7 protein-coding genes are annotated in these 20,693 nt (G+C 69.6%); 3 read left to right on the top strand and 4 right to left on the bottom strand.

The window, feature by feature from the left end:
• Positions 1–119: 119 nt before the first annotated feature.
• On the top strand, positions 120–1,064 hold the full coding sequence (locus tag NR810_RS28950) for an alpha/beta fold hydrolase (protein WP_257457457.1): 945 nt from the start codon (positions 120–122) through the stop codon (positions 1,062–1,064).
• 423 nt (positions 1,065–1,487) lie between these two features.
• Here NR810_RS28950 and NR810_RS28945 read toward each other — a convergent pair whose 3' ends face one another.
• Positions 1,488–1,769: a hypothetical protein gene (locus tag NR810_RS28945; RefSeq protein ID WP_257457456.1), complete on the bottom strand. Its 282-nt coding sequence runs from the start codon at positions 1,767–1,769 to the stop codon at positions 1,488–1,490.
• Here NR810_RS28945 and NR810_RS28940 point away from each other — a divergent pair, their 5' ends adjacent.
• The gene (locus NR810_RS28940; RefSeq protein WP_257457454.1) at positions 1,770–2,849 is read left to right on the top strand and encodes an HNH endonuclease; all 1,080 of its coding nucleotides are present in this window, start codon (positions 1,770–1,772) and stop codon (positions 2,847–2,849) included.
• Positions 2,846–3,325, top strand: coding sequence for an SMI1/KNR4 family protein (locus NR810_RS28935; RefSeq protein ID WP_306818593.1), 480 nt, complete (start codon positions 2,846–2,848; stop codon positions 3,323–3,325). The genes NR810_RS28940 and NR810_RS28935 overlap by 4 nt, the downstream gene beginning before the upstream one ends.
• Before the next feature lie 9 nt (positions 3,326–3,334).
• Here the strand turns inward: NR810_RS28935 and NR810_RS28930 are convergent, their stop codons facing one another.
• The 3 genes from NR810_RS28930 to NR810_RS28920 are packed head-to-tail and all read right to left on the bottom strand — an operon-like array spanning position 3,335 to position 20,445.
• Positions 3,335–3,958: a TFIIB-type zinc ribbon-containing protein gene (locus NR810_RS28930; RefSeq protein ID WP_257457452.1), complete on the bottom strand. Its 624-nt coding sequence runs from the start codon at positions 3,956–3,958 to the stop codon at positions 3,335–3,337.
• A 30-nt stretch (positions 3,959–3,988) separates the two neighbouring features.
• Positions 3,989–5,356, bottom strand: a complete 1,368-nt coding sequence (locus NR810_RS28925; protein WP_257457451.1) for an ABC transporter substrate-binding protein — start codon at positions 5,354–5,356, stop codon at positions 3,989–3,991.
• Positions 5,357–5,367: 11 nt separating this feature from the next.
• Entirely contained in the window at positions 5,368–20,445 is a 15,078-nt protein-coding gene (locus NR810_RS28920) for an IPT/TIG domain-containing protein (RefSeq protein WP_257457450.1), read from the bottom strand.
• Positions 20,446–20,693: the final 248 nt, after the last annotated feature.

Raw genomic sequence — 20,693 nt, 5'->3', positions numbered from 1 at the left:
TCCACGATGTCGGGGGGGAGCACGGATTTTGGCGGGCGTGTATGGCGGCCGACGTCCTGTCCCGGGGTCCGCTTCCTCCCAGGGAGGAGCGGACCTAGCTGTTGCGCATGGAATCCATCATGCCCCGCCTCGTTTCGCTGCCCGGCCTGCGTGTGCAGGTCCTGGAAGCCGGTCCCGCCGACGGGCCGCTCGTGCTGCTCCTCCATGGCTTCCCCGAATCGTCGGAGAGCTGGCGCGAGGTGCTCCCCCGGCTGGCCGATGCCGGCTTCCATGCCGTCGCGCCGGACCTGCGCGGCTATGGCGGTACGGACCGGCCCGAGGGGGGTTACGACCTCGACACGTTGGCGAACGATGTCGTGCAGCTGGCACGGCACCTCCAGCCGGGGCGGCCCGTGCACCTGGTGGGGCACGACTGGGGCGGGCTGATCGCCTACCACGTGGCCGCCATGCACCCGGAGGTGGTGGAGCGGCTGGCCGTCATCAACGCTCCGCACCCGAGCAAGATGGCGCGGCACCTGTTGAATCCCGCGCAGCTCGCGCGCTCCTGGTACGTGTTCGCCTTCCAGATTCCCTATCTGCCCGAGCGCCTGCTCTCCGCGCGAGGGGGCGCTCTGGTACCGCGCCTCATCCGCAGGGCGATGGTGGATCCGTCGCGCGTGCCCCTGGGACGGCTGGCGGAGTACGAGGCCAACTTCTCACAGACCGGGGCGGCGCGCGCGGCCATCGCCTACTACCGCGAGCTGTTCCGCCGCAATTTTACCCCGCGAGGCCTGCGCCAGATGAGGAACTACCCGCGCATCCGCGCGCCCTTCCTGCTCATCTGGGGTGACCGGGACGTCGCGTTGAGCAAGGCATTCACAAGGGGGCTGGAGCCGTACTTCGAACAGCCGCCCGCCGTGCAGCACCTGCCCGAGGAGGGACACTTCGTGCCGCTGGAGGCACCGGAGAAGGTGGCGGCGCTCCTCATCGAGCACTTCACCGTGAGCCGTCCCGAGGAGGCCTGGGGCGTGTCCGCCGACTCAGGGGCGGAAGCGTACGAGGAGAGCCCGCCGCCTCCGGCGTGAAGAATCCTGGCTCGAGCGCGCCGGCCTTGCTCGTGAATCGCGGACTCCGCGATGGAGACTCACGGCCTGGTCCGAGCGTCCCCTGCCAGTATGCTTCCATCCGTGAGATCGACCCTTCTCCCTCGAAGGCCCTTCCTGCATGGGGGCGAACATCCATCCGGCCCGGTCCGTCTGCTCCTGGTAGCACTGGTACTGGTGGCCGGGTGTGCCACGGACCATCCGCGTGGGAGTTCGTTGAGTGGCTTTGGTGTGCACTCACTGCCTGCCTCGTTCGGGCCGAACCCATTGGCCCTCTCCTCCACGCGGGGGGAGGTGTCAGGAGGAGCGGGTGGTTTCCCCGGGGAGAAGGCCGAAGCCCTTCAACTCGTGCGGGGTGCGAGTTGCCTGAAGGAGGAGGCGCGGCCCCCAGGCTGGCCTTTGCTGTCATCCGGCCAGGAGGTGCTCGCCCCCTTTCTGGCGTGCACCTCGCCAGCTGAATTCATCGCGTTGCAGCACGGGTTGGATATGGCCCGGGTGGTGGAAGGATTGGATGGCTGGTCCGCCGTCCGGCTCGGCTCCCTGGGTCCTCTGCGCGAGGGCGCCGATGTCCTCAACCGCAAACGCGCCGCATTCCTCGTCACCGCCACCCGGGAGTACGGTGCCGCCAGGGCCGAGTTGTTCGCCCTTTTCATCATCCACTCGGCGTTCACCGATGATTTGCACCATGTGCTCCTCCTGCTCGCCCGCGACAAACACCTCGCTGAAACCCTCGGGCGGATGGCTGCCGTTGACGAGGCGCTGAGGCAGAGGGGCCTGAACCTCGTGGACTACAAGGACCGCCCCGAGAGCCTGGGCGACGTTGCCCGGGGTTTGGCCAGCGCCGCCAACGAGGCCCTTTCCACCAGCGAGCTGCGCCGGGGTGCCCTGGCCATGAAGTACGACACGCAGCGCGGGCAACTGCCCCCGCTCTACCAGCAGGCTCTCGACGAGGTGGAGCGGGCGGAGTTCGCGAGAACCCTCTCACCGGAAAGCGTGGCCCTGGGGAGCCTCGATGCGCTGACCTTTGGTGTACCGGTGGGCTTCTTCAACCTGGTGGCTGGCACGTGTCATGGGGTGTACTCGCTATCCCAGGGCCATTACGAGCAGGCCACTCGCGAGCTGTCGGCCGCGACGGTGCTGGTGGCCTTGTACGCTGGCGGTAGGGGCGTGCGTTATCTCTCCGAGGGCAAGGGGTTCGGATGGGGACGGGTAGGGCAATTCCAGGTGCCGGAACTGGGATTCGAGGGCCTGACCGAGGTAGCGGCGCGACTGTGGATGCGGCTGGGGGGGAACGGCATTCGTCAGTTGGCCAGGTACATCCAGGCCAGCCGGGAGGCGGCCCTGTTGGTTCACGAAGGGGGCGAGGCTGGGGCCGTGGCCCTCTACGAAACTCGGGGCAATGTGTCGAGGGCCCATGTGTGGTTGTCGGAGGCGAAGTCCGAGCGGGCGGGCCACGTTCCGATAACCGAAACTCCCATCCGGAACGCTCATCTGGCGGGAAGGAAGCATCCAGTTACCGACGTTCCGTTCGATGCCGACGGCTATCCCGACTTCAGAGCTGCCGGGGTCGTTGAGGTCGAGGTGAAGATTTCATTCACCGGCTCTCGGGTCAGGGATTTCGCCGCCGCGAACAAGGCCGCGGGGCTCAGGGAAACGCCCAAGGGGATGACCTGGCATCACCACCAGGACGGAACGACTCTGCAACTCGTCCCTACGGGAATCCACGCAAGGACGGGACACACCGGTGGTTTCTCGGGAGGTCAATGATGGGTGCCTTGCCAAGAACACGCGAGGGGGGGCCTCCTCTCGTCGAGGAAGACGTCAGATCCTTCGAGGAGCAGCATGGCCTTGCCCTTCCTGCCTCCTACAGGGAGTTCTTGTTGGCCACCAATGGCGGGCGCCCTGAGCGGGATCTGCTGACGATCAGTGGTTTCGAGGGCGGTTCACGTGGTCGAATCCACGTGTTCTTTGGATTGAATGACCCTGTTGAATCCTGCAATCTGGATTGGAACCTGGATGTCTTCGGGGACCGCATCCCCGCGGGTCTGGTTCCCATTGCAACAACAGAGGGCGTCGACAAGATCTGCTTGTCAGCCGTGGGGGAGCGCGCAGGAGCGATCTTCTACTGGGATGGACATGCTCGTGCAGGTGAGCGCAGCCTCTACTTCCTGGCCGATGACTTTGCCTCGTTCCTGTCATCGCTTGACGCGGATGAGCTTTCGCCACGGATGCCGGAGTCCTGAGCCCACCATTCAGTCGAAATTGAAGTCGGAGCCCGAGTCGGAGTCGGAGCCGAAATCGAAGTCGAAGTAGCCGTCGGAGCCGCCCGCATGACCCGAATCGGAGTCCCGGTTGGCGGAGCGCCTCTCGGCCTCCGTCGTGTGGGGCTTGGGCGTGCAGTCCCGGCAGGCGAGCCCGCCGCGCAGCGCATTGCCTTCGCTGTACGGAAAGCGCAGGCCACACCTCACACACTCGAAGCCTTGCGGCCGTGCCGCGGTGGAGGTCTCCTTCCGCTGCTCGGGCCCCGCTTTCTTCCACGGATGCCCGTCCCGAGGTGTCATCGAGACGTGACCCCTGGCGAACTCCTCGAGCTCCTCCTCGTCGAGGTAGATGCCACGGCACGCGGTGCACACCTCCACGGGAATCGCTCCGGGTAGCAGCGCGGGCTCCATCGAGATGCGGCAGAACGCGCAACGGCGGGAGGTGTGCCCCCCCATCAGCTCCAGCTCCGCCTTGCGTCCCGCCACGCGGGTGAGCTCGCCGAAGTCGAACCACATCCCTCCGCACTTCGGGCAGCAGTCGATCTCCACGCCCTTCGCCAGGAAGGGCTCCATCGCCGTCTCACATCCAGGGCAGAACTTCGATGAGGGCGCCATCGCCCGCCGACGGTAGCACGCGCGAGGGTCTCACTCCTTCAAACCGTCCACGATGTGCCACTCCTCCACGTGCACGTCCTCCTCCCCGGTGAGGGGGTCGAACGCGAGCCCTCCCGAGACGCCCTCCACCTTCACGGACAGGCCTCGCTGGAGGTCGCCTCGCGTGGTGGAGAAATCCAACGGTCCGAGCGTCGCCGGAACCCCGGAGAGTAGCCGGGACATGCCCTGGGCGAGCTGGGGACCCGTGAGGGGCGGCTCTCCCGAGGGGCCCGCACTGGCGACGGCGGCGAGCGCCGTGCAGTAGAGCGCGTCATGGGCTCGCGCGGAGGCCGCCGCCGCGTCCGGCTCCCCCTGGAAGCGCAGCCGGTAGCGCCAGCGGAAGCCCTCGACGGCCTCGGGCGCTGGCGGGCGCACGAAGGCACCGGAGACTCCCTTCAGCCGGGGCTCGCCCCGCACGGCCTCCAGGAGTCGCGCTTCGCGGCCGACTCCCAGGAAGAACAGCCGGGAACGGGCCAACGCCTCGTGTGTACCGAGCGACCGCACCACCTGGACCGCCTCGTCGGCGGAGGCCACCACCACCACCACCGCATCCGGTGCGAAGGCATCGGCCTGGTCCAGCACCTCGTCGAGTCCGGGTCCTCGCGAGAACCCGAACGACTTCAGCTCCCGTCCGGAGGCATTCGCGGTGAAGCCCGCGCGGAACCCCTCCGCCAGCCTCTCCGCTTCGGGACCCCCGGCTCCCAGCAGCGCCACCTTCTGGAGCCCCGCTTCGTCCGCCACGAGGCGGGCGACCCTCTCTCCCACCCGTGCCTCGCTCGGCGCGGTGCTCCACACGAGCCCGCTGTCCGGCAGCGCCGCGACCTCGGACGACGAGGCGTCCAGACCGAACACCATCATGGAGGCGGGAATCGCCTTCTCCGCGACGGCCAGCGTCTCCTCGACGCCCACCGTGAAGAGGGCCACCACGCCACGGGAGGCCAGGTACCCGGCCTCGGCGGCGGCCCGGGCCGCGTCTCCGTGCGTGTCACAGACCCGCAGGTTGAACCCCGCGGGCCCGAGCCCTCCCTGGCCGTTCACCTCCTCGAGCGCGAGCTGCAATGTCTGCCGCAGCGTCTCGCCCGACGCGAGGGGATGGCCCTCCGCGTCGCTCAGGGGCAGCAGTGCTCCCAGGCGCGGGGCGCGCGGATCCTTCGCATCCCCCAGCAGCAGCCGGCAGTCGGGCTGGAAGGGATCCGGATCCGTCACGCAGAACATCTCCGGCTGGAAGCACACCATGTTGTCGCCGAGCGACTTGCAGTCACGGTCCTCCTCGCACTCCTGGAAGCCGCCGGACATGACACTGCATCCGGCCTGCAGGGAGGCGAGGAGGGCGGCGAGCACCCTCCGTCGTTGGAACACGAGCGTCCTCATCAGCGGGTGTACACGTTGCCGGTGAGGGTGCCCGTTCCGCTCTTGTGAGCGAGGTCCAGGTCGATGGCGTTGACCCTCAAGCCGGTGCCATTCACCAGCGTGAAGGTGGTGGTGTCACCGCTCGTCAGGTCGCCCTCGTTGACTACGATGTCGCCCGTGGTGGAGAGCGTGGCCCCACCGCGGATCTCCAGGTTGTCGAAGACGTAGGCGGGCAGGTACGAGCCGTTCTTCACCGCGACGTCGGTGAGCGGACGGCCCGCCAGCTTCGCCACGTCGAGCACGAACTCCGTCTTCGTGTTCGACAGGATGGGCAGCATCACGTCATCGCGCAGGTTGCCGTCCAGCGCATCCGTCGTGTCTGGCTTCAGGAGCAGCCCCACGTAGGCGTCGGGCGTCATGTCCAGCACGAGGTTGATGATGCTGTCGTCCGTCACCGCGTCGATCATCCCCCGGGTGGGGAAGTCCACCATCTCCGTGGTGGCGGTGCGGCCCTGGTTGTCCACGATGAGGTCTCCCTCTCCCTCCGTCTGCGCCGTGGTCTCGAGGTACACCGTGCCGGCTGCGCCGTGCTGCGGCGTGGTACCGCTGCCCGCACCGCCACTGGCGAGGACGTGAGCGAACAGGTTGCTCCCGGCGAAGTGGCTCTCCCGTCCGCTCGGGCCGAGCCCGGTGATGGCGATACGGCCGCCACCGCCACCGCCGCTGTTGGCGTTGCCGCTGTCTCCACCCGTGGCGGAGATGTCACCGACACCCGTCAGCCGCGTCGTCCGGATGGCGATGGCGCCACCGCTGCCGCCGCCATTGGCACCGCTGGCGGCATCCGCGCCATCGGCGAGGAGCTTGCCATCCAGCGTGAGCACGCTGCCAGCGGGCAGGTGGATGCGCACCCGGCCACCACCGCGTGCTCCGCCCGTACCGGCGCCGAAGCCCGGCGAGGTCGGATGGGCGTAGTGGCCGCTCACCCCGTAGGTGCTGCCGCCACCCCGGCCTCCGTACGAGCCGCCCATGGCCGAGGCCTGCGTCCCGGCGGTGGGCGTCTGCCATTCGTAGCCCTGGCCCGACACGTCGATCTTCGCACCCGTGTCCAGGTAGAGCTGCGCCATCCCCTCGAAGCCGAGGCCCTCGGGGTCCCTGTCCGCGAACTGCTTCACCGTCACGCCCTGGCCGATGCGCAGCGTGGTGGGCGCACTGATCTTCCGGGCGCTCACCGTCCCCGTGCCACTCATGGCGATGGTGCCGCCACTGCTGATGATCGGAGCGGACAGCGTGGTGCCCGCCAGCGAGATGAGGTCGGAGGCGGCGAGGCTCGACGCCGACACGTTGCTGTTGGCGATGCGGATTTCCTGGCCCGCCACGTCACCCAGCGCGCCGGTGGCGCCCACCACGTGCAGCATCTGCGGCACCGTCATGTGGCCGCCCGGCTTCACGTTGCCAATGGTGCCCTCGTAGACGACGCGGTCCACGTTGGCCAGCTCCAGGTAGCGCGCGTTGACGGCGCCACCCAGTCGCAGCGTGAGCGAGTCTCCGCTGGCGCGGTCGCCGCCGTGCACGAGGATGTCGCCCGCCGTCTCGAGCTGGGCCCCGCCCCGCACCTCCAGGTTGTCGAACACGAACACCGCCCGGAGGGTACGGCCCGGCGCCGTGAGCGGACGCGGATCGCCGTCCACCAGGAATTGCGTCTCGGAGTTCGTCTTCAGCGGGAGGAACGTGTCGTCCGTGAGGGTCGCCGTGCCGTTCTGCGCGGTGTCGGGGTTCACCAGGTAGCCGGAGTAGAGGCCCGGCACCATCGTGAGCCGCGAGTTCTCCAGCCGGTCGGCGCCCACCACCTCGATGCTCGTCTCCGGCAGCGTGGGCAGCGGCGTGGAGGCGACGGTGCCACGGTTGTTGACGATGAGGTCACCCCAGGTCTGCGTGTTGGACTTGAGGAAGACGGTGCCCGCGCCGCCCGGTTTCGTGGCGTGGGTGCCTCCGTGGGCCGTCACCTTCGAGTAGAGGCCGGTCTCGGCGAAGCTGCCCGTCAGACCGTTGGGCGCGAAGCCCACGAGCGCGATACGGCCGCCACCACCACTGCCGTAGTTGGCGTGGGTCGCCCGGCCACCGTTGGCGGAGATGGTGCCCGTGCCGCCCAGGGCCGCCGTCTCCACGTAGATGCCGCCGCCGGAGCCACCGCCGTACTCGTGGGTGACACCGTCGGACCGCAGCTCGCCATCCAGGGTGACGACGCCACCCATGGCCATGCGGATGCGGACCAGACCGCCGCCGCGCACCTTGGTGGTGGTGGTGAGGTAACCGCCGCTGCCCAGCTCGTTGGGCGTGGCGTAGTGGCCATAGGTGTTGAGCCTGGTCGCATCCGCTCCACCCGCGAGGCCGCCATACGAGCCACCCCCGCCGTTGACCCAGCCGTCCATCAGGCCCGGACGCGTCTGCTCATAGCCCTTGCCGCTCACGTCGATCCTGCTGTTGGCCTGCACGAAGAGCCGGCTGGCACCGTCGATGGAGAGGCCCGCCTCGTCCCCGTCCTTGTGGTTGACGGTCGCGTTGCCCTGGATGGCGATGTCCGCGCTGAAGAGGCGCCGGGCGGTCACGGTGCCACCGTCGATGACGAGGCTGTTACCGCCGCGCGCCGTGTTCACCGTCACCGTGCTGCCCAGCAGCTTGAGCGTCTTGCCCGCGGTGAGGTTCGCGTCCGCGCCGAAGGTCAGGGTGCTGCCCTCGACGTGGACGGACTCGCTGGCGTCGAGCGACTGGGTGAGGGTGCCGGTCGCGCTCATGAAGCGCACGTCGGCCACGCCCTTCACCGCGTTCATCCTGCCGAACCCGTTGCGCACCACCATGCGCTGGACGCCCAGCAGCTCCAGCGTGTGGCCGTTGACCGCGCCCGTGGTGACGTACGTGGAGGTGTCGCCGCTGGAGCGGTCGCCCTCCTTCACCAGGATGTCGCCCGTGGTGTTGAGCTGGGCCCCGCCGCGCACCTCCAGGTTGTCGAACACGTACACCGCGCGCGCCCGGTCTCCCACGTGGGCGACCGATCGCAGATCCCCCTCGACGATGACGTCCGTCGCCGTGTTGGAGGCGATGCGGAAGAAGGTGTCGTCGCTCAGCGTGGGCGTGGCGTTCTGCGCCACGTCCGGGTTCACCAGGTAGCCCTTGTACAGGTCGGTCACCAGGTGCAGCCGCGAGTCGATGAACCGGTCCGCCTGGACGAACTCGACGCTCATGTCCGGCACGCCCGGCAGCGGCGTGGGAGCAACGGTGCCGTTGTTGTCCACGAGGAGGTCACCGTTCGTCTGCGTGCTGGACTTGAGGAAGACGGTGCCCGCGCCGCCCGGCTTCGTGGCGTGCGTGCCACCGTAGGCCAGGACGTTCGCGTACAGGCCCGTCTCGGCGAAGCTGCCCGTGAGGCCGTTGGACGCGAAGCCCACGAGGGCGATGCGGCCACCGCCACCGCTGCCGTAGTTGGCGTGGGTCGCCAGACCTCCTCGGGCGGAGATGGAGCCGGTGCCACCCAGGGTCTCCGTCTCCACGTAGATGCCGCCGCCGGAGCCGCCGCCGTAGTCGTAGGTGGTACCGTCGGACTTGATCGCGCCGTTGAGGGTGATGGCACCGCCGGGGGCCATGCGGATGCGCACCAGACCGCCACCCCGGCTCCGGGTGTTACCGGCCAGGTAGCCGCCGCTGCCCAGCTCGTTGGGCGAGGCATAGTGGCCGTAGGTCGGGTTGGCCGGGGACGTGAAGCCGCCCCCGAGGCCGCCGTACGAGCCGCCCGCGCCGCTGGTCCAGTCGGACTCCAGCGCCGGGAGCGTCTTCGTGTAGCCCTTGCCGCTCACGTCGATGCTGCTCCTCGCGTCGATGGTGAGCGTGCGGGCGCCCTCGATGGAGAGGCCCACCGCGTTCTCCTCCTCGTGCGTGAGGATGCCGCCCCGGAAGGTGCCGTCCGCCAGCTCGATGTGGCGCACGATGATGTCGGGGGCCGACAGCTTCCGGGCGCTGACCGTGCTGCCCTCGATGGTGAGCGGGCCGTTGGTCGCCGCGGAGGTGAGCGTCACCGTGCTGTGGGTGATGCGGATGGACTGGGGCGCGGTGAGCGCGGCCTCCGACGAGCCGTCGGTGCCGAGCTTCAGCGTGCTGCCGGTGATGCGGATGGACTCACGCGCCTTGAGCTGCGCGATGGTGCCGCTGGCGCCCACCAGGTCGAGCACGCCCACCTCGCTGATGGAGCCGAGCGACTCCGCCGACGCGATGCCACCGGCGACGCTCATCCGGTCGACGCCGGCCAGGTCGAGGTAGTGGGCGACCACCTCGCCGCCCATGACGAACGTCGCGGTGTCGTTGCTCGAGCGATCGCCGTTGTAGACGAGCACGTCGCCCTCGGTGGACAGCCGGCCGTTGCCGCGGACCTCCAGGTTGTCGAAGACGAAGACCGCGCGCATGGGAGCGCCGACCTTCGCGTACGGACGCGGATCCTCCGACAGGCTGAGCCGCGTCGCGGTGTTGCCCGTGATGCGGAGGAAGTGGTCGTCCGTCAGCGTCTTCGTGCCGTTCTGCGTGGTGTTCGGGTTGAGGAGGTAGCCCGTGTGGAAGTTGGGGAGCATCGCCAGCTGGGTGTTCTCCAGGCTGTTGGGGCCCATCACCTCCACGTCCGACTCCGTCACCGTCGGCAGCGGCGTGCTGGAGAGCGTCTTCGTGCCGTTGTTGTCGACGACGAGGTCACCCCAGGTCTGCGTGCTGGACTTGAGGAAGAGCGTGCCCGCGCCACCGGACATGTTGCTGGTGGCGCTGCCGTTGGCGCCGCCCCAGGCCGTCACGTTCGCGTAGAGCGGACCCTCGGCGAAGTCGCCCGTCAGTCCGCCCGGCGTGAAGCCCACGAGGGCGATGCGGCCACCGCCACCGCAGCCATACGCGTTGTCGGACCTGCCTCCGTTGGCGGAGATGGCACCGGTGCCGCCCAGGGCCGCCGTCTCCACGTAGATGCCGCCGCCGGAGCCGGAGCCGTAGTCGTAGCTGGTTCCGTTGGACTTGATGGTGCCGTCCAGGGTGATGGTGCCGCCCTGGGCCATGCGGATACGCACCAGGCCGCCACCGGGCGACCGGTTGTTGCCGGCCAGGTAGCCGCCGCTGCCCAGCTCGTTGGGCGAGGCGTAGTGGCCATAGGTGGGGTTCGGCTTCGCGGGCGTGCTCGCGTCGAGGTTGCCGCCCAGGCCGCCATACGAGCCACCCTGGAAGTTGCTCCACTGCGACTCCAGCGCCGGGAGCGTCTTGTCGTAGCCCTTGCCGCTCACGTCGATGCCGCTGCCCGCCTCGATGGTCAGCCTGCTCGCGCCGTCGAGGGTGAGACCCGCCGCGTCGCCTCGCGTGTGCGTCACGACGGCATTCGACGTCAGGGAGAGCTCGCTGGCCGCCAGCTTGCGGGCCGTCACGGTGCCACCCTCGAAGAACATCTTTCCGGGAGTGGTGGCCGTGCCCACGGTGACGGTGCTCTTCACGGTGCGCAGGGTGTTGCCCACGCGCAGCGCGTCGGCCGTGTTGCCGAAGGTGACGTCACTGTTGACGATGACCAGCGAGTCGCCGACGTCCAGGGTCTCCAGGTAGCCCTTGGCGCCAAGGATGTGGACGTTGGCCACGGGGCTCATCGCCTTGGGGCTGCCTACCTTGCCGAAGTGGCCCTTCACGTACATGAGGTTGACACCCTGGAGCTCCAGGTAGTGGGCGTCCACCGAACCGCTCGTGTCGTAGGTGGTGTCGTCGCCCGTGGCGCGGTCACCCTTCTTCACGAGGATGTCGCCCGGGGTGGTGATTCGAGCGCCACCGCGCACCTCCAGGTTGTCGAACACGTACACCGAGCGCATCGTGTCCCCCACCTTCGCCAGGGTGCGCGGATCCCCATTGAGGACGAGCTCCGTGCCGGTGTTGGCGGTGATGCGGAAGAAGGTGTCGTCGCTCAGCGTGGCCGTGGCGTTCTGCGTGGTGCTCGGGCTGAGCAGGTAGCCCACGTACAGATTGGGGACGAGCGTCAGGCGTGTGTCCACCACCCGGTCGCTCCGGACCACCTCGTTCTGGGCCTGGATGCCCGGCAGGTGGGTGGCGGGCACGGGCTTTCCAGCGGCGAGCGTGGCCAGGTTGTTGTTGTTGTCGACGATGAGGTCGCCGTGCTGCTGCGCGGTGGACTTGAGGAAGACCGTTCCCGCGCCGCCCGGCTGGCCCTTGCCGCCGCCATGGGCCGTCACCTTCGTGTAGAGGGGGCCCTCGGCGAAGCTGCCCGTCAGCTTGCCCTCGTCGAAGCCCACGATGGCGATACGGCCACCACCGCCGCTGCCGTAGTCGTTGTCGTTGGAGGTACCGCCGTTGGCGGAGATGGAGCCCGTACCACCGAGGGCCGCCGTCTCCACGTAGACGCCGCCGCCGGAGCCGGAGCCGTAATCGTAGCTGGCGCCGTTGGACTTGAGGTCGCCGTCCAGGGTGATGGTGCCGCCCTGGGCCATGCGGATGCGCACCAGGCCACCACCGCGGGACATGACGCTGCTCCCGTTGGTGTAGCCGCCGCTGCCCAGCTCGTTGGGCGAGCCGTAGTAGCCGTAGGTGGGCGTCGGCTCATAGAGGGCGTTGGAGTTGTCTCCACCCATGCCGCCGTACGAGCCGCCCGCGTAGTTGGTCCAGATGCTGGCGAAGGCCGGGATGGACTTCTCGTGGCCCTTGCCGCTCACGTCGATGCTGCTGCCCGATTCGATGAGCAGCGTGCGGGCGCTCTCGATGGCCAGACCCGGCATCTTGCCCGGCTCGTGAGTCAGCTTCGTGTTGCGCGTGAGGGACACGTCATTGGCCGTCAGCCTGCGCGCCGACACCGTGCTGTTCTCGAGCGAGAGCCGGTCCGTCGCCACGTCCTGCAGCGTCACGGTGCTGTTGGCGATCTGGATGAGCTTGGAGGCCTGCAGCGAGGTGGCCGGGCCGGAGAAGGTGAGCTCGCTGCCGGAGATGCGGATGACGTCGCGCGCCTTCAGGGTGTCCAGGTTGCCCCTGGCGTCGATGAGGTCGAGCGTGCCCACGTTGCTGACGGACGCCAGCGCGTTCACCGAGCCGAGGCTGCCGGACACGCTGACGTGGTCCACGTTGAGCAGCTCCAGGGTGTGCGCCACGACCTCGCCGGAGGTGACGTAGCTGGTGGCGTCACCGCTGGAGCGGTCGCCCTCGTACACGAGGATGTCGCCCTCGGGGGTGAGCAGCCGGCCGCCGTCGCGCACCTCCAGGTTGTCGAACACGAACACCGCCCGCATGGTGTTGCCCGTGGCCGCGAGCGTCTGCGGATCCGAGGCCACGAAGAGCTGCGTCGCGGTGTTGCGCGTGACGGGGAGGAACGTGTCGTCGCTCAGCGTGGGCGTGGTGTTCTGCTCCACGTTGGGGTTGAGCAGGTAGCCCACGTAGAGGTCGCTCACCATGTTCTGCCGCGAGTTCTCCAGGCGGTTGGAGGTGAGGACCTCGATGGTGCCCGTGGGGATGGTGGGCAGCGGGGTGGTGGCCCCGGTGACGCCGCCGTTGTTGACGATGAGGTCACCATGCGCCTGGGCCGCCGACTTGAGGAAGACGGTGCCCGCGCCGCCGTTGCCGGCGCTCCCGGCCCTGCTCCGGCCGCCGAAGGCGGTGACCTTCGTGTAGAGGTTGGCGTCCGAGAAGCTACCGGCCGCCTGGGCCGCATCGTAGCCCACGAGGGCGATGCGGCCACCGCCACCCGAGCTGTAGTCGAGGTCGAGCGCGTTGCCGCCGTTGGCGGTGATGGAGCCGGTGCCCTTCAGCACCCTGGCCTCCACGTAGATACCGCCGCCCGAGCCCGCGCCGTAGTTGTGGTTCTCACCGTTGGCCCGGATGGCGCCGTCGAGGCTGAGCACGCCCGTGGCGCCCATGCGGAGGCGGACCAGACCGCCGCCCCGCGAGTTGCCCGACTGGCCACCGCTGCCGAGCTCGTTGGGCGAGGCATGGTTGCCATAGGTGTCATTGGGCGTGGCGTTCGCGGTCGTGGCCGTGTTCACGTCTCCGCCCAGGCCGCCGTACGAGCCGCCCACGGAGTTGCCGGACGCGGTGAGGCCCGTGCGCGTGCCGGAGTAGCCCTTCCTCGACACGTCGATGGCGCTGCCCGACTCGATGGAGACCAGGTCGCGCACCTCCAGGGCGAGCTGGGGCAGGGGCCGGGCCGGCTCCATCGCCGGGTGGGTGAGGGTGGCGTTGCGCGTGAGGGACACCTGCCGGGCCACCACGTGCTGCGAGGACACCACGCTGCCCTCCACGGACAGCGTGCCCTCGGTCTTCAGCCCATTGACGGTGACGGTGCTCCCGTCCGCGACGCGGAGGATGTCGTTGGCCGACAGCGTGTCCCCGGTGCCCGTGAGGGTGAGGGTGCTGTTGACGATCTGGACCTTGCTGGCCGCGCGCAGCTCGGGCATCGCGCCGTTGGCGCCCGCCACCTCCACCACGACGGGCTGGCTCATGGCGCTGCCGGGCTGCACGGTTCCGAAGGTGCCCGTCACCACCATCTTCTGCAGGCCCACGAGCTCCAGGTAGTGCGCGTTCACCGCGCCGCTGGTGAGCCACGTCGTCGTGTCGCCGCTGGAGCGGTCACCCTCCTTCACGAGGATGTCGCCCGTGGTGGCGAGCTGGGCGCCACCGCGCACCTCGAGGTTGTCGAAGACGTAGGCGGCGCGCATCTTGTTGCCGGCGCGCGCCACGGTGCGGGGGTCCGGCGTGACGAAGAGCTGCGTCGCCGTGTTGCCGGTGATGCGCAGGAACGTGTCGTCCGTGAGCGTCTGGGTGGCGTTCTGCGCCACGTTGGGGTTGAGCAGGTAGCCCACGTAGAAGTCCTGCGGCAGCCGGAGGCTGGCGTCCTCGAGGCGATCCGCCCGGACGATCTCCGCGGTGCTGTCCGGGATGCCCGGCAGGGTGGTGGTGGCCACCACGCCGCGGTTGTCCACCACGAGGTCACCCCACGTCTGCGTGGCCGACTTGAGGAAGACGGTACCGGCGCTGCCGTTGAGGTTGGCCGTGCTGCTGATACCGCCCGAGGCGGTCACCTTCGTATAGAGCGCCGGGTCGGCGAAGCTGCCGGACACCCGGGAGGCGTCGAAGCCCACCAGGGCGATGCGGCCACCGCCGCCACCCGCGCACGCGTCACCCGCGCCACCGTTGGCGGAGATGGAGCCCGTACCGGAGAGCGAGCCAGCCTCGACGTACACCGCGCCACCCGAGCCGCCGCCGCTGCATCCACCCTGGCCGTTGGCGATGAGGGCGCCGTCGAGCACCACCGCGCCAGCCGAGCCGGAGAGGATGCGCACGAGGCCGCCACCGCGTCTGGCGCCGGAGCCACCGCCGCTGCCCGGCTCCTTCGGGTCGCCGTAGTAGCCGTACACGTCGTTGGTGGTGCCGGTGCCACTCTTCGCGCCCGTGCCACCATAGGAGGCGGCGTGCGTGGCGCGGCCCGTGGTCGAGGAGCCGCGGAAGCCGTCATGGCCCTTGCCCGACACGTCCACCTTGCTGGTGGCGTCGATGGTGAGCTTCGCGCGCGCCTGGAAGGTGAGGCCCGCCGCGCTGCCCGTCCGGTGCGTCACGGAGCTGTTGTCCGTGAGAGACACCTCCTGGCCCGCCAGCGACTGCACCTGGTCGAGCGTGGAGTGGGTGATGACCAGGTTGCCGCCCGCGCTCAGCCTGCTCGTGGTGAGCGTGCTGTTGATGACGGAGAGCGTCTCGGTGGCGCGCAGCGACTCGAAGCGGCCGGTGGCGTTGGCGATGTTGACGTTGCGCACCGGCGCGAAGGTGGTGCCCACGTCCACCACGCCGAAATTATCCTTCACGATGAGCCGGTCGAGCCCCTCGAGCTCCACGTAGGTGGCGTTCAGCGAGCCGTGGAGCACGAAGGTGGTGTCATCCCCGCTGGCGCGGTCGCCGGAGAGCACGAGGACGTCACCGCTGGTGGACACCTGCGCGCCACCGCGAACGTCCAGGTTGTCGAAGACGAAGATGCCCCGGTACGGGTCGCCGTTGGACGCCACGTTCCTCGGGTCGCCCGAGAGCGTGAACGTCATGCCGTCGTTGCCCTTCACCTCGAAGTAGACGTCGTCCGCGAGCGTCTCGGTGAGGTTGGCGTTGACGTTGGGCCGCAGGAAGGTGCCCACGTAGCGGTCCGTGGGCATCACCAGGCTGAAGTTCTGAAGGCCGGTGGCGCTCACCGCGCCCACCAGGCCCTTGGGCGCCGTGAGCAGCGGGGTGCGCGCCACGGTGCCGCCGTTGTCGATGACGAGGTCACCGTGCTGCTGCGAGCGGGTGCGCAGGAACACCGTACCGGCGCCGCCGGGGAAGGTGCCCGTGCCGCCGCGCGTGGTGACGGTGTCGTACAGGCCGCTGTCGGCGAAGCCGCCGCGCAGGCCGTCGTCGTCCAGGCCCACGAGGGCGATACGGCCGCCGGAGCCACCACCCGTGCCCGTGCCCGTGGCCCCACCACCGTGGGCGCGGATGTGGCCCGTGCCCTCCAGCCGGCGGGTGATGAGGTAGAGGGAGCCACCCGCGCCAGCGCCGCCACTGCCCGTGCCGGGGCCATTCGAGCCGTCCGCCACGATGGCTCCGTTCACCACCATCTGACCGGTGGTGCCCAGGTCGAGCGTCACCGAGCCACCGCCACGCACCACGCTGGTTCCCGAGCCGAAGTCGGTGGGCCTCGCGTACTGGCCATGCACGTCATTGGCCGTGCTGGCCGGCTCGTCCTGGACCACGCCGTTCGGGTTGTCACCGCCCGCGCCGCCGTGGCTCGCGCCCGCGCCACCCACCTGCGGGCCGCTGCCCGCGATGGGACCCAGCGCGCCCCTGCCCGTCACGTCGATGCGGCTGTCCGCGTCGATGTCCACGATGGAGGTGACCTTCAGGTCCATCCGCGTCGCGGCGTCATGGGTCACCACGGCGCCACGCTTCAGGATGAGGCACTGGAACTCGTGGCGGCCGTTGATGGTGACCGTCACCGGGCCATCCACCGTGAGGCAGGCCTTCTCGTAGTCGGTGTTGGTCGCGCCGATGGTCCGCGACTCGCGAATCTCCGAATAGAGCGTGTAGGTGAAGGCGTCCGTGGCGGTCGCCGTCCCGCTCTCGTTGTCGATGATCGTCACGTCCACCGCGCCCACGGCCGTGGACGACGGCGTGCGGGCGGTGAGCTTCTTGTTGGAGATGACGGAGATGGCCGAGGCGGCATTGCCCCCGAACTTCACCGCCATGCCGGTGGTGAAGCCGGTGCCGGTGAGCTCCACCAGCGTGCCGCCCGACTGCGTGCCGAAGCTGGGGAAGACGCCCGTCAGCGTGAGCGTGCGCACCAGCGGGTCCGTCCCGTTCTTCTGCTCGGTGCCGTCGTCGATGCCGTCGTTGTCGCTGTCGGCGTTGGTCGGGTTGGTCTCGCCCGCGTCGACGATGCCGTTGCCGTTCTTGTCCTCCTCGCCGTCCGTCAGCCCGTCGTTGTCCGCATCCGCCTCCAGCGGCTGCAGGTCCGTGCGGTCGCCGATGCCGTCACCGTCCGTGTCCCACTTGCGCGGGTCGGTGACGAAGCCGTCGGTGCCGGGCTCCAGCTCCTCGGTGTCGCTCAGGCCGTCGTTGTCGTCGTCGGTGTCGAGGTCGTCGGTGACGCCATCGTCGTCCGTGTCCGCCGAGGCGGTCGGGTCCAGCGGTGCCGCGTCCTCTCCGTCGCTGATGCCGTCGCCGTCCGTGTCCCAGACGCGCGGGTTCGTCTCGTCCGGATCCACGACGCCGTTGAAGTTCTTGTCCTCGCGGCCATCGAGCAGCCCGTCATCGTCGGTGTCCGGGTCGCTCGGGTCGGTCTCGCCCGTGTCGAGCACGCCGTTCTTGTTGCGGTCCTCCAGGCCGTCGAGCAGGCCGTCGGTGTCCGTGTCCGGCTTCACCGGGTTGGGGTCGACCGCGTTGGGCAGGCCGTCGCCGTCGCTGTCGCCCGGCGGGGGAGGGTTCTGCTCCAGCGGGAAGGGGTCCACGCCGTCGAGCAGGCCATCGCCGTCCGTGTCGGCCACGAGCGGGTTGGTCTCGTTGGCGTCCACCACGCCGTCGCGGTCGAAGTCCTCGTATCCGTCCACCAGGCCGTCGTTGTCGGTGTCGGGGTCCCGCGGGTCGGTCTCTCCCGGGTCCACCGTGCCGTTCTTGTTGCGGTCCTCCTGGCCATCCAGCAGGCCGTCGCTGTCGGTGTCCGCCTTGGTGGGGTTCGGGTCCTTGGCGTCGGGCAGGCCGTCATGGTCGGTGTCCGGCGCGGAGCCCACGTCCGGCCGCGTCGGGTCGAGCGGGTAGGGGTCCACGCCGTCGAGCAGCTTGTCGCCGTCGGTGTCCGCCTTCAGCGGATCCGTCTCGATGGGGTCCACCACGCCGTTGGCGTTGGCGTCCTCCAGGCCGTCGAAGAGGCCGTCATGATCGGTGTCGGCCACGGCGGGATCGGTCTCGCCGGGGTCCACCTGGCCGTTCTTGTTGCGGTCCTCCAGGCCGTCCATGAGGCCGTCGCGGTCGAAGTCCGCGACGGTGGGGTGCGCGTCCACGTCGTCGGGCAGGCCGTCCGAGTCCTGGTCGGGCGGCACGTACGGTGGCACGGTCGGGTCGAGCGGCGCCGGGTCCAGTCCGTCCCGCACGTTGTCCCCATCCGTGTCCGGGTTGCGCGGGTCGGTCTCGGTCGCGTCCACCTGGCCGTTGCGATTCTTGTCCTCCTGGCCGTCGCTCAGGCCGTCGCCATCGGTGTCACGCAGACGCGGGCTCGTCTCGCCCGGGTCGAGCAGGCCGTTCTTGTTGCGATCCTCCTGGCCATCCAGCAGGCCGTCACCGTCCGTATCCGGCAGGCGCGGGTCGGGGTCCTTGTCATCGGGCAGGCCATCGCCGTCCGTGTCACCCGTGGAGGGGCCCGGGCGGAACTTGTCGAGCGGGAAGGGGTCCACGCCGTCGAGCAGGCCATCACCGTCCGTGTCCGGCATGTCGGCGCGCGTGCCGATCTCCGCCTCCTGCTTGTTGGTGAGGCCGTCGTGGTCCGGGTCCGCGTCCGCGTCGTTCACCTTCGGATCCGTCCCGCTGCCCACCTCCACGCCGTCGGGGATGCCGTCACCGTCGGTGTCCGGGTTCTTCGGGTCGGTGCCGAGCTCCACCTCGCGGCCGTCCTCCAGGCCGTCGCCGTCCGTGTCCTTCTTCAGCGGGTCCGTGCCACGGGCGATCTCATCACCGTCCTTCAGGCCATCGCCGTCCGTGTCCGCCTTCTTCGGGTCGGTCTCGCCCGGGTCCACGCGGCCGTTCTTGTTCTTGTCCTCCTGTCCGTCGGAGAGGAGGTCGCCGTCCGTGTCGGCGTTGACGGGGTGGGTGCCCGCGACGAGCACCTCGAGGCCATCGTTCAGGCCGTCGCCGTCCGTGTCCGCCTTCTTCGGGTCGGTCTCGCCCGCGTCGACGCGGCCGTTCTTGTTGGTGTCCTCCTGACCATCCAGCAGGCCGTCACCGTCCATGTCCGGGTTGTCGGGCGAGGGGTCCTCCGTGTTGGGGATGCCGTCGCCGTCCCGGTCTCCGGGCGTGCCGCCGGTCGCGGGGACGAGCGGGTTCGGGTCCACGCTGTCGAGCAGGCCGTCGCCGTCCGTGTCCTTCTTGCGCGGGTCGGTGACGAAGCCGTCGCGGCCGGGGATGCGCTCCTCGAAGTCGGAGAGGCCGTCGCCGTCGGTGTCCGGCTTCCTCGGGTCCGTCTCGCCCGCGTCGAGCACGCCATCACGGTCCGTGTCCTCCTGGCCATCCAGCAGGCCGTCGCCGTCGGTGTCCGGGTTGGCCGGATCCGGATCCTTCGTATCGGGCAGGCCGTCGCCGTCGCCGTCACCCGTGTTGCCGCCCGGGGGAATGGTGCGGTCCACGGGGTTCGGGTCCACGCCGTCGAGCAGGCCGTCGCCGTCCGTGTCCCGGCTGAGCGGGTCGGTGATGAAGCCATCGCGGCCCGTCGCCACCTCCTCGCCGTCGGAGAGGCCATCGTTGTCGAAGTCCGGGTCGCGCGGGTCTGTCTCGCCGCGGTCGACGATGCCGTTCTTGTTCTTGTCCTCCTGGCCATCCAGCAGCCCGTCCCCATCGGTGTCGGCGCGCTTGGGGTTCGGGTCGATGACGTCGGGCAGGCCGTCGCCGTCCTGGTCCGTGTCCGTGCGGTCGCTCACGAGCGGGTGCGGGTCCACGCCGTCCAGCAGCCCGTCACCGTCCGTGTCCGGGTTGCGCACGAGCGTGCCCGCGGCCAGCTCGCCCGCGTTCGTCAGGCCATCGTTGTCCGGGTCCTCGTCCGCGTCCGCCCGCTTCGGGTCCGTGCCGATGCGCTTCTCGTCCGGGTCGGACATGCCGTCACCGTCGGTGTCGGCGCGCAGCGGGTCGGTGCCGTCGCGCACCTCGTCCGCGTCCGCGAGCGTGTCGCCGTCGGTGTCCTTCTCCTTCGGGTTGGTGCCCAGCCGGCGCTCGGTGCCGTCATCCAGGCCGTCACCGTCCGTGTCCTTCTTCAGCGGATCCGTCCCCGCGGCGCGCTCCTCGCCATCGCTCACCCCGTCGTCGTCCGTGTCGGGGCGCAGCGGATCCGTCCCCAGCGTCTTCTCCTGGTTGTCCGGCAGGCCATCGCCGTCCGTGTCCGCCTTCGCGGGGTGGGTGCCCGCGGCCAGCTCGGCACCGTCCACGAGCGTGTCCCCGTCCGAGTCGGCCGCCAGCGGGTTCGTCCCCAGCTCCAGCTCGCGCCCGTCCGGCAGTCCGTCCGAGTCCGTGTCCGGGCTCTTCGGGTTGAGGCCGGCGTGCAGCTCGTCGCCGTCCTTCACGCCGTCATGGTCGGTGTCGGGGGACAGCGGGTCCAGGCCGCGCTCCACCTCGGCGCCGTCGGTGACGCCGTCCTCGTCCGTGTCCGCCTTGCGCGGGTCGGTGCCGTAGCGCGCCTCGAGCTTCGTCGACAAGCCATCGGCGTCCGTGTCGCCGTTGACCGGGAGCTCCGGGTCTCCGCAACCGAACGCGAGCCCCACGGTGCACAGCAGGGCCACCCAGAGGCGGGAGGGGACCAGGAAACGGCTTTCGCTGGATTCAGGGCGCATAAAAGACAAAAGGAGCCCCTTCCCGCGGATGCGCGTGGTGAGGGCCCCTGTGTTCAAGTTTTGAGATTCTGAGAGCGCGGCAAACTACCAGCGTCTTTGTATGTTTCAAGTTGGTTGATGGTTTTTGCTGTCATTGCGTGCGCGTTGACTCGGCGTCGGAGCGCCGGTGGCGCGGGCACGACGCGGCGCGTCCTCGCGGTGGCTTGGCGCGAGTGGAGGCCCGTGCTTCAAATCCCTGGCCCACCCTC

Source organism: Archangium lipolyticum (genome assembly GCF_024623785.1).
Taxonomy (GTDB): domain Bacteria; phylum Myxococcota; class Myxococcia; order Myxococcales; family Myxococcaceae; genus Archangium; species Archangium lipolyticum.
Note: the sequence above shows the minus strand (reverse complement) of the source record. Positions and strands in the feature narration are given on the sequence as shown.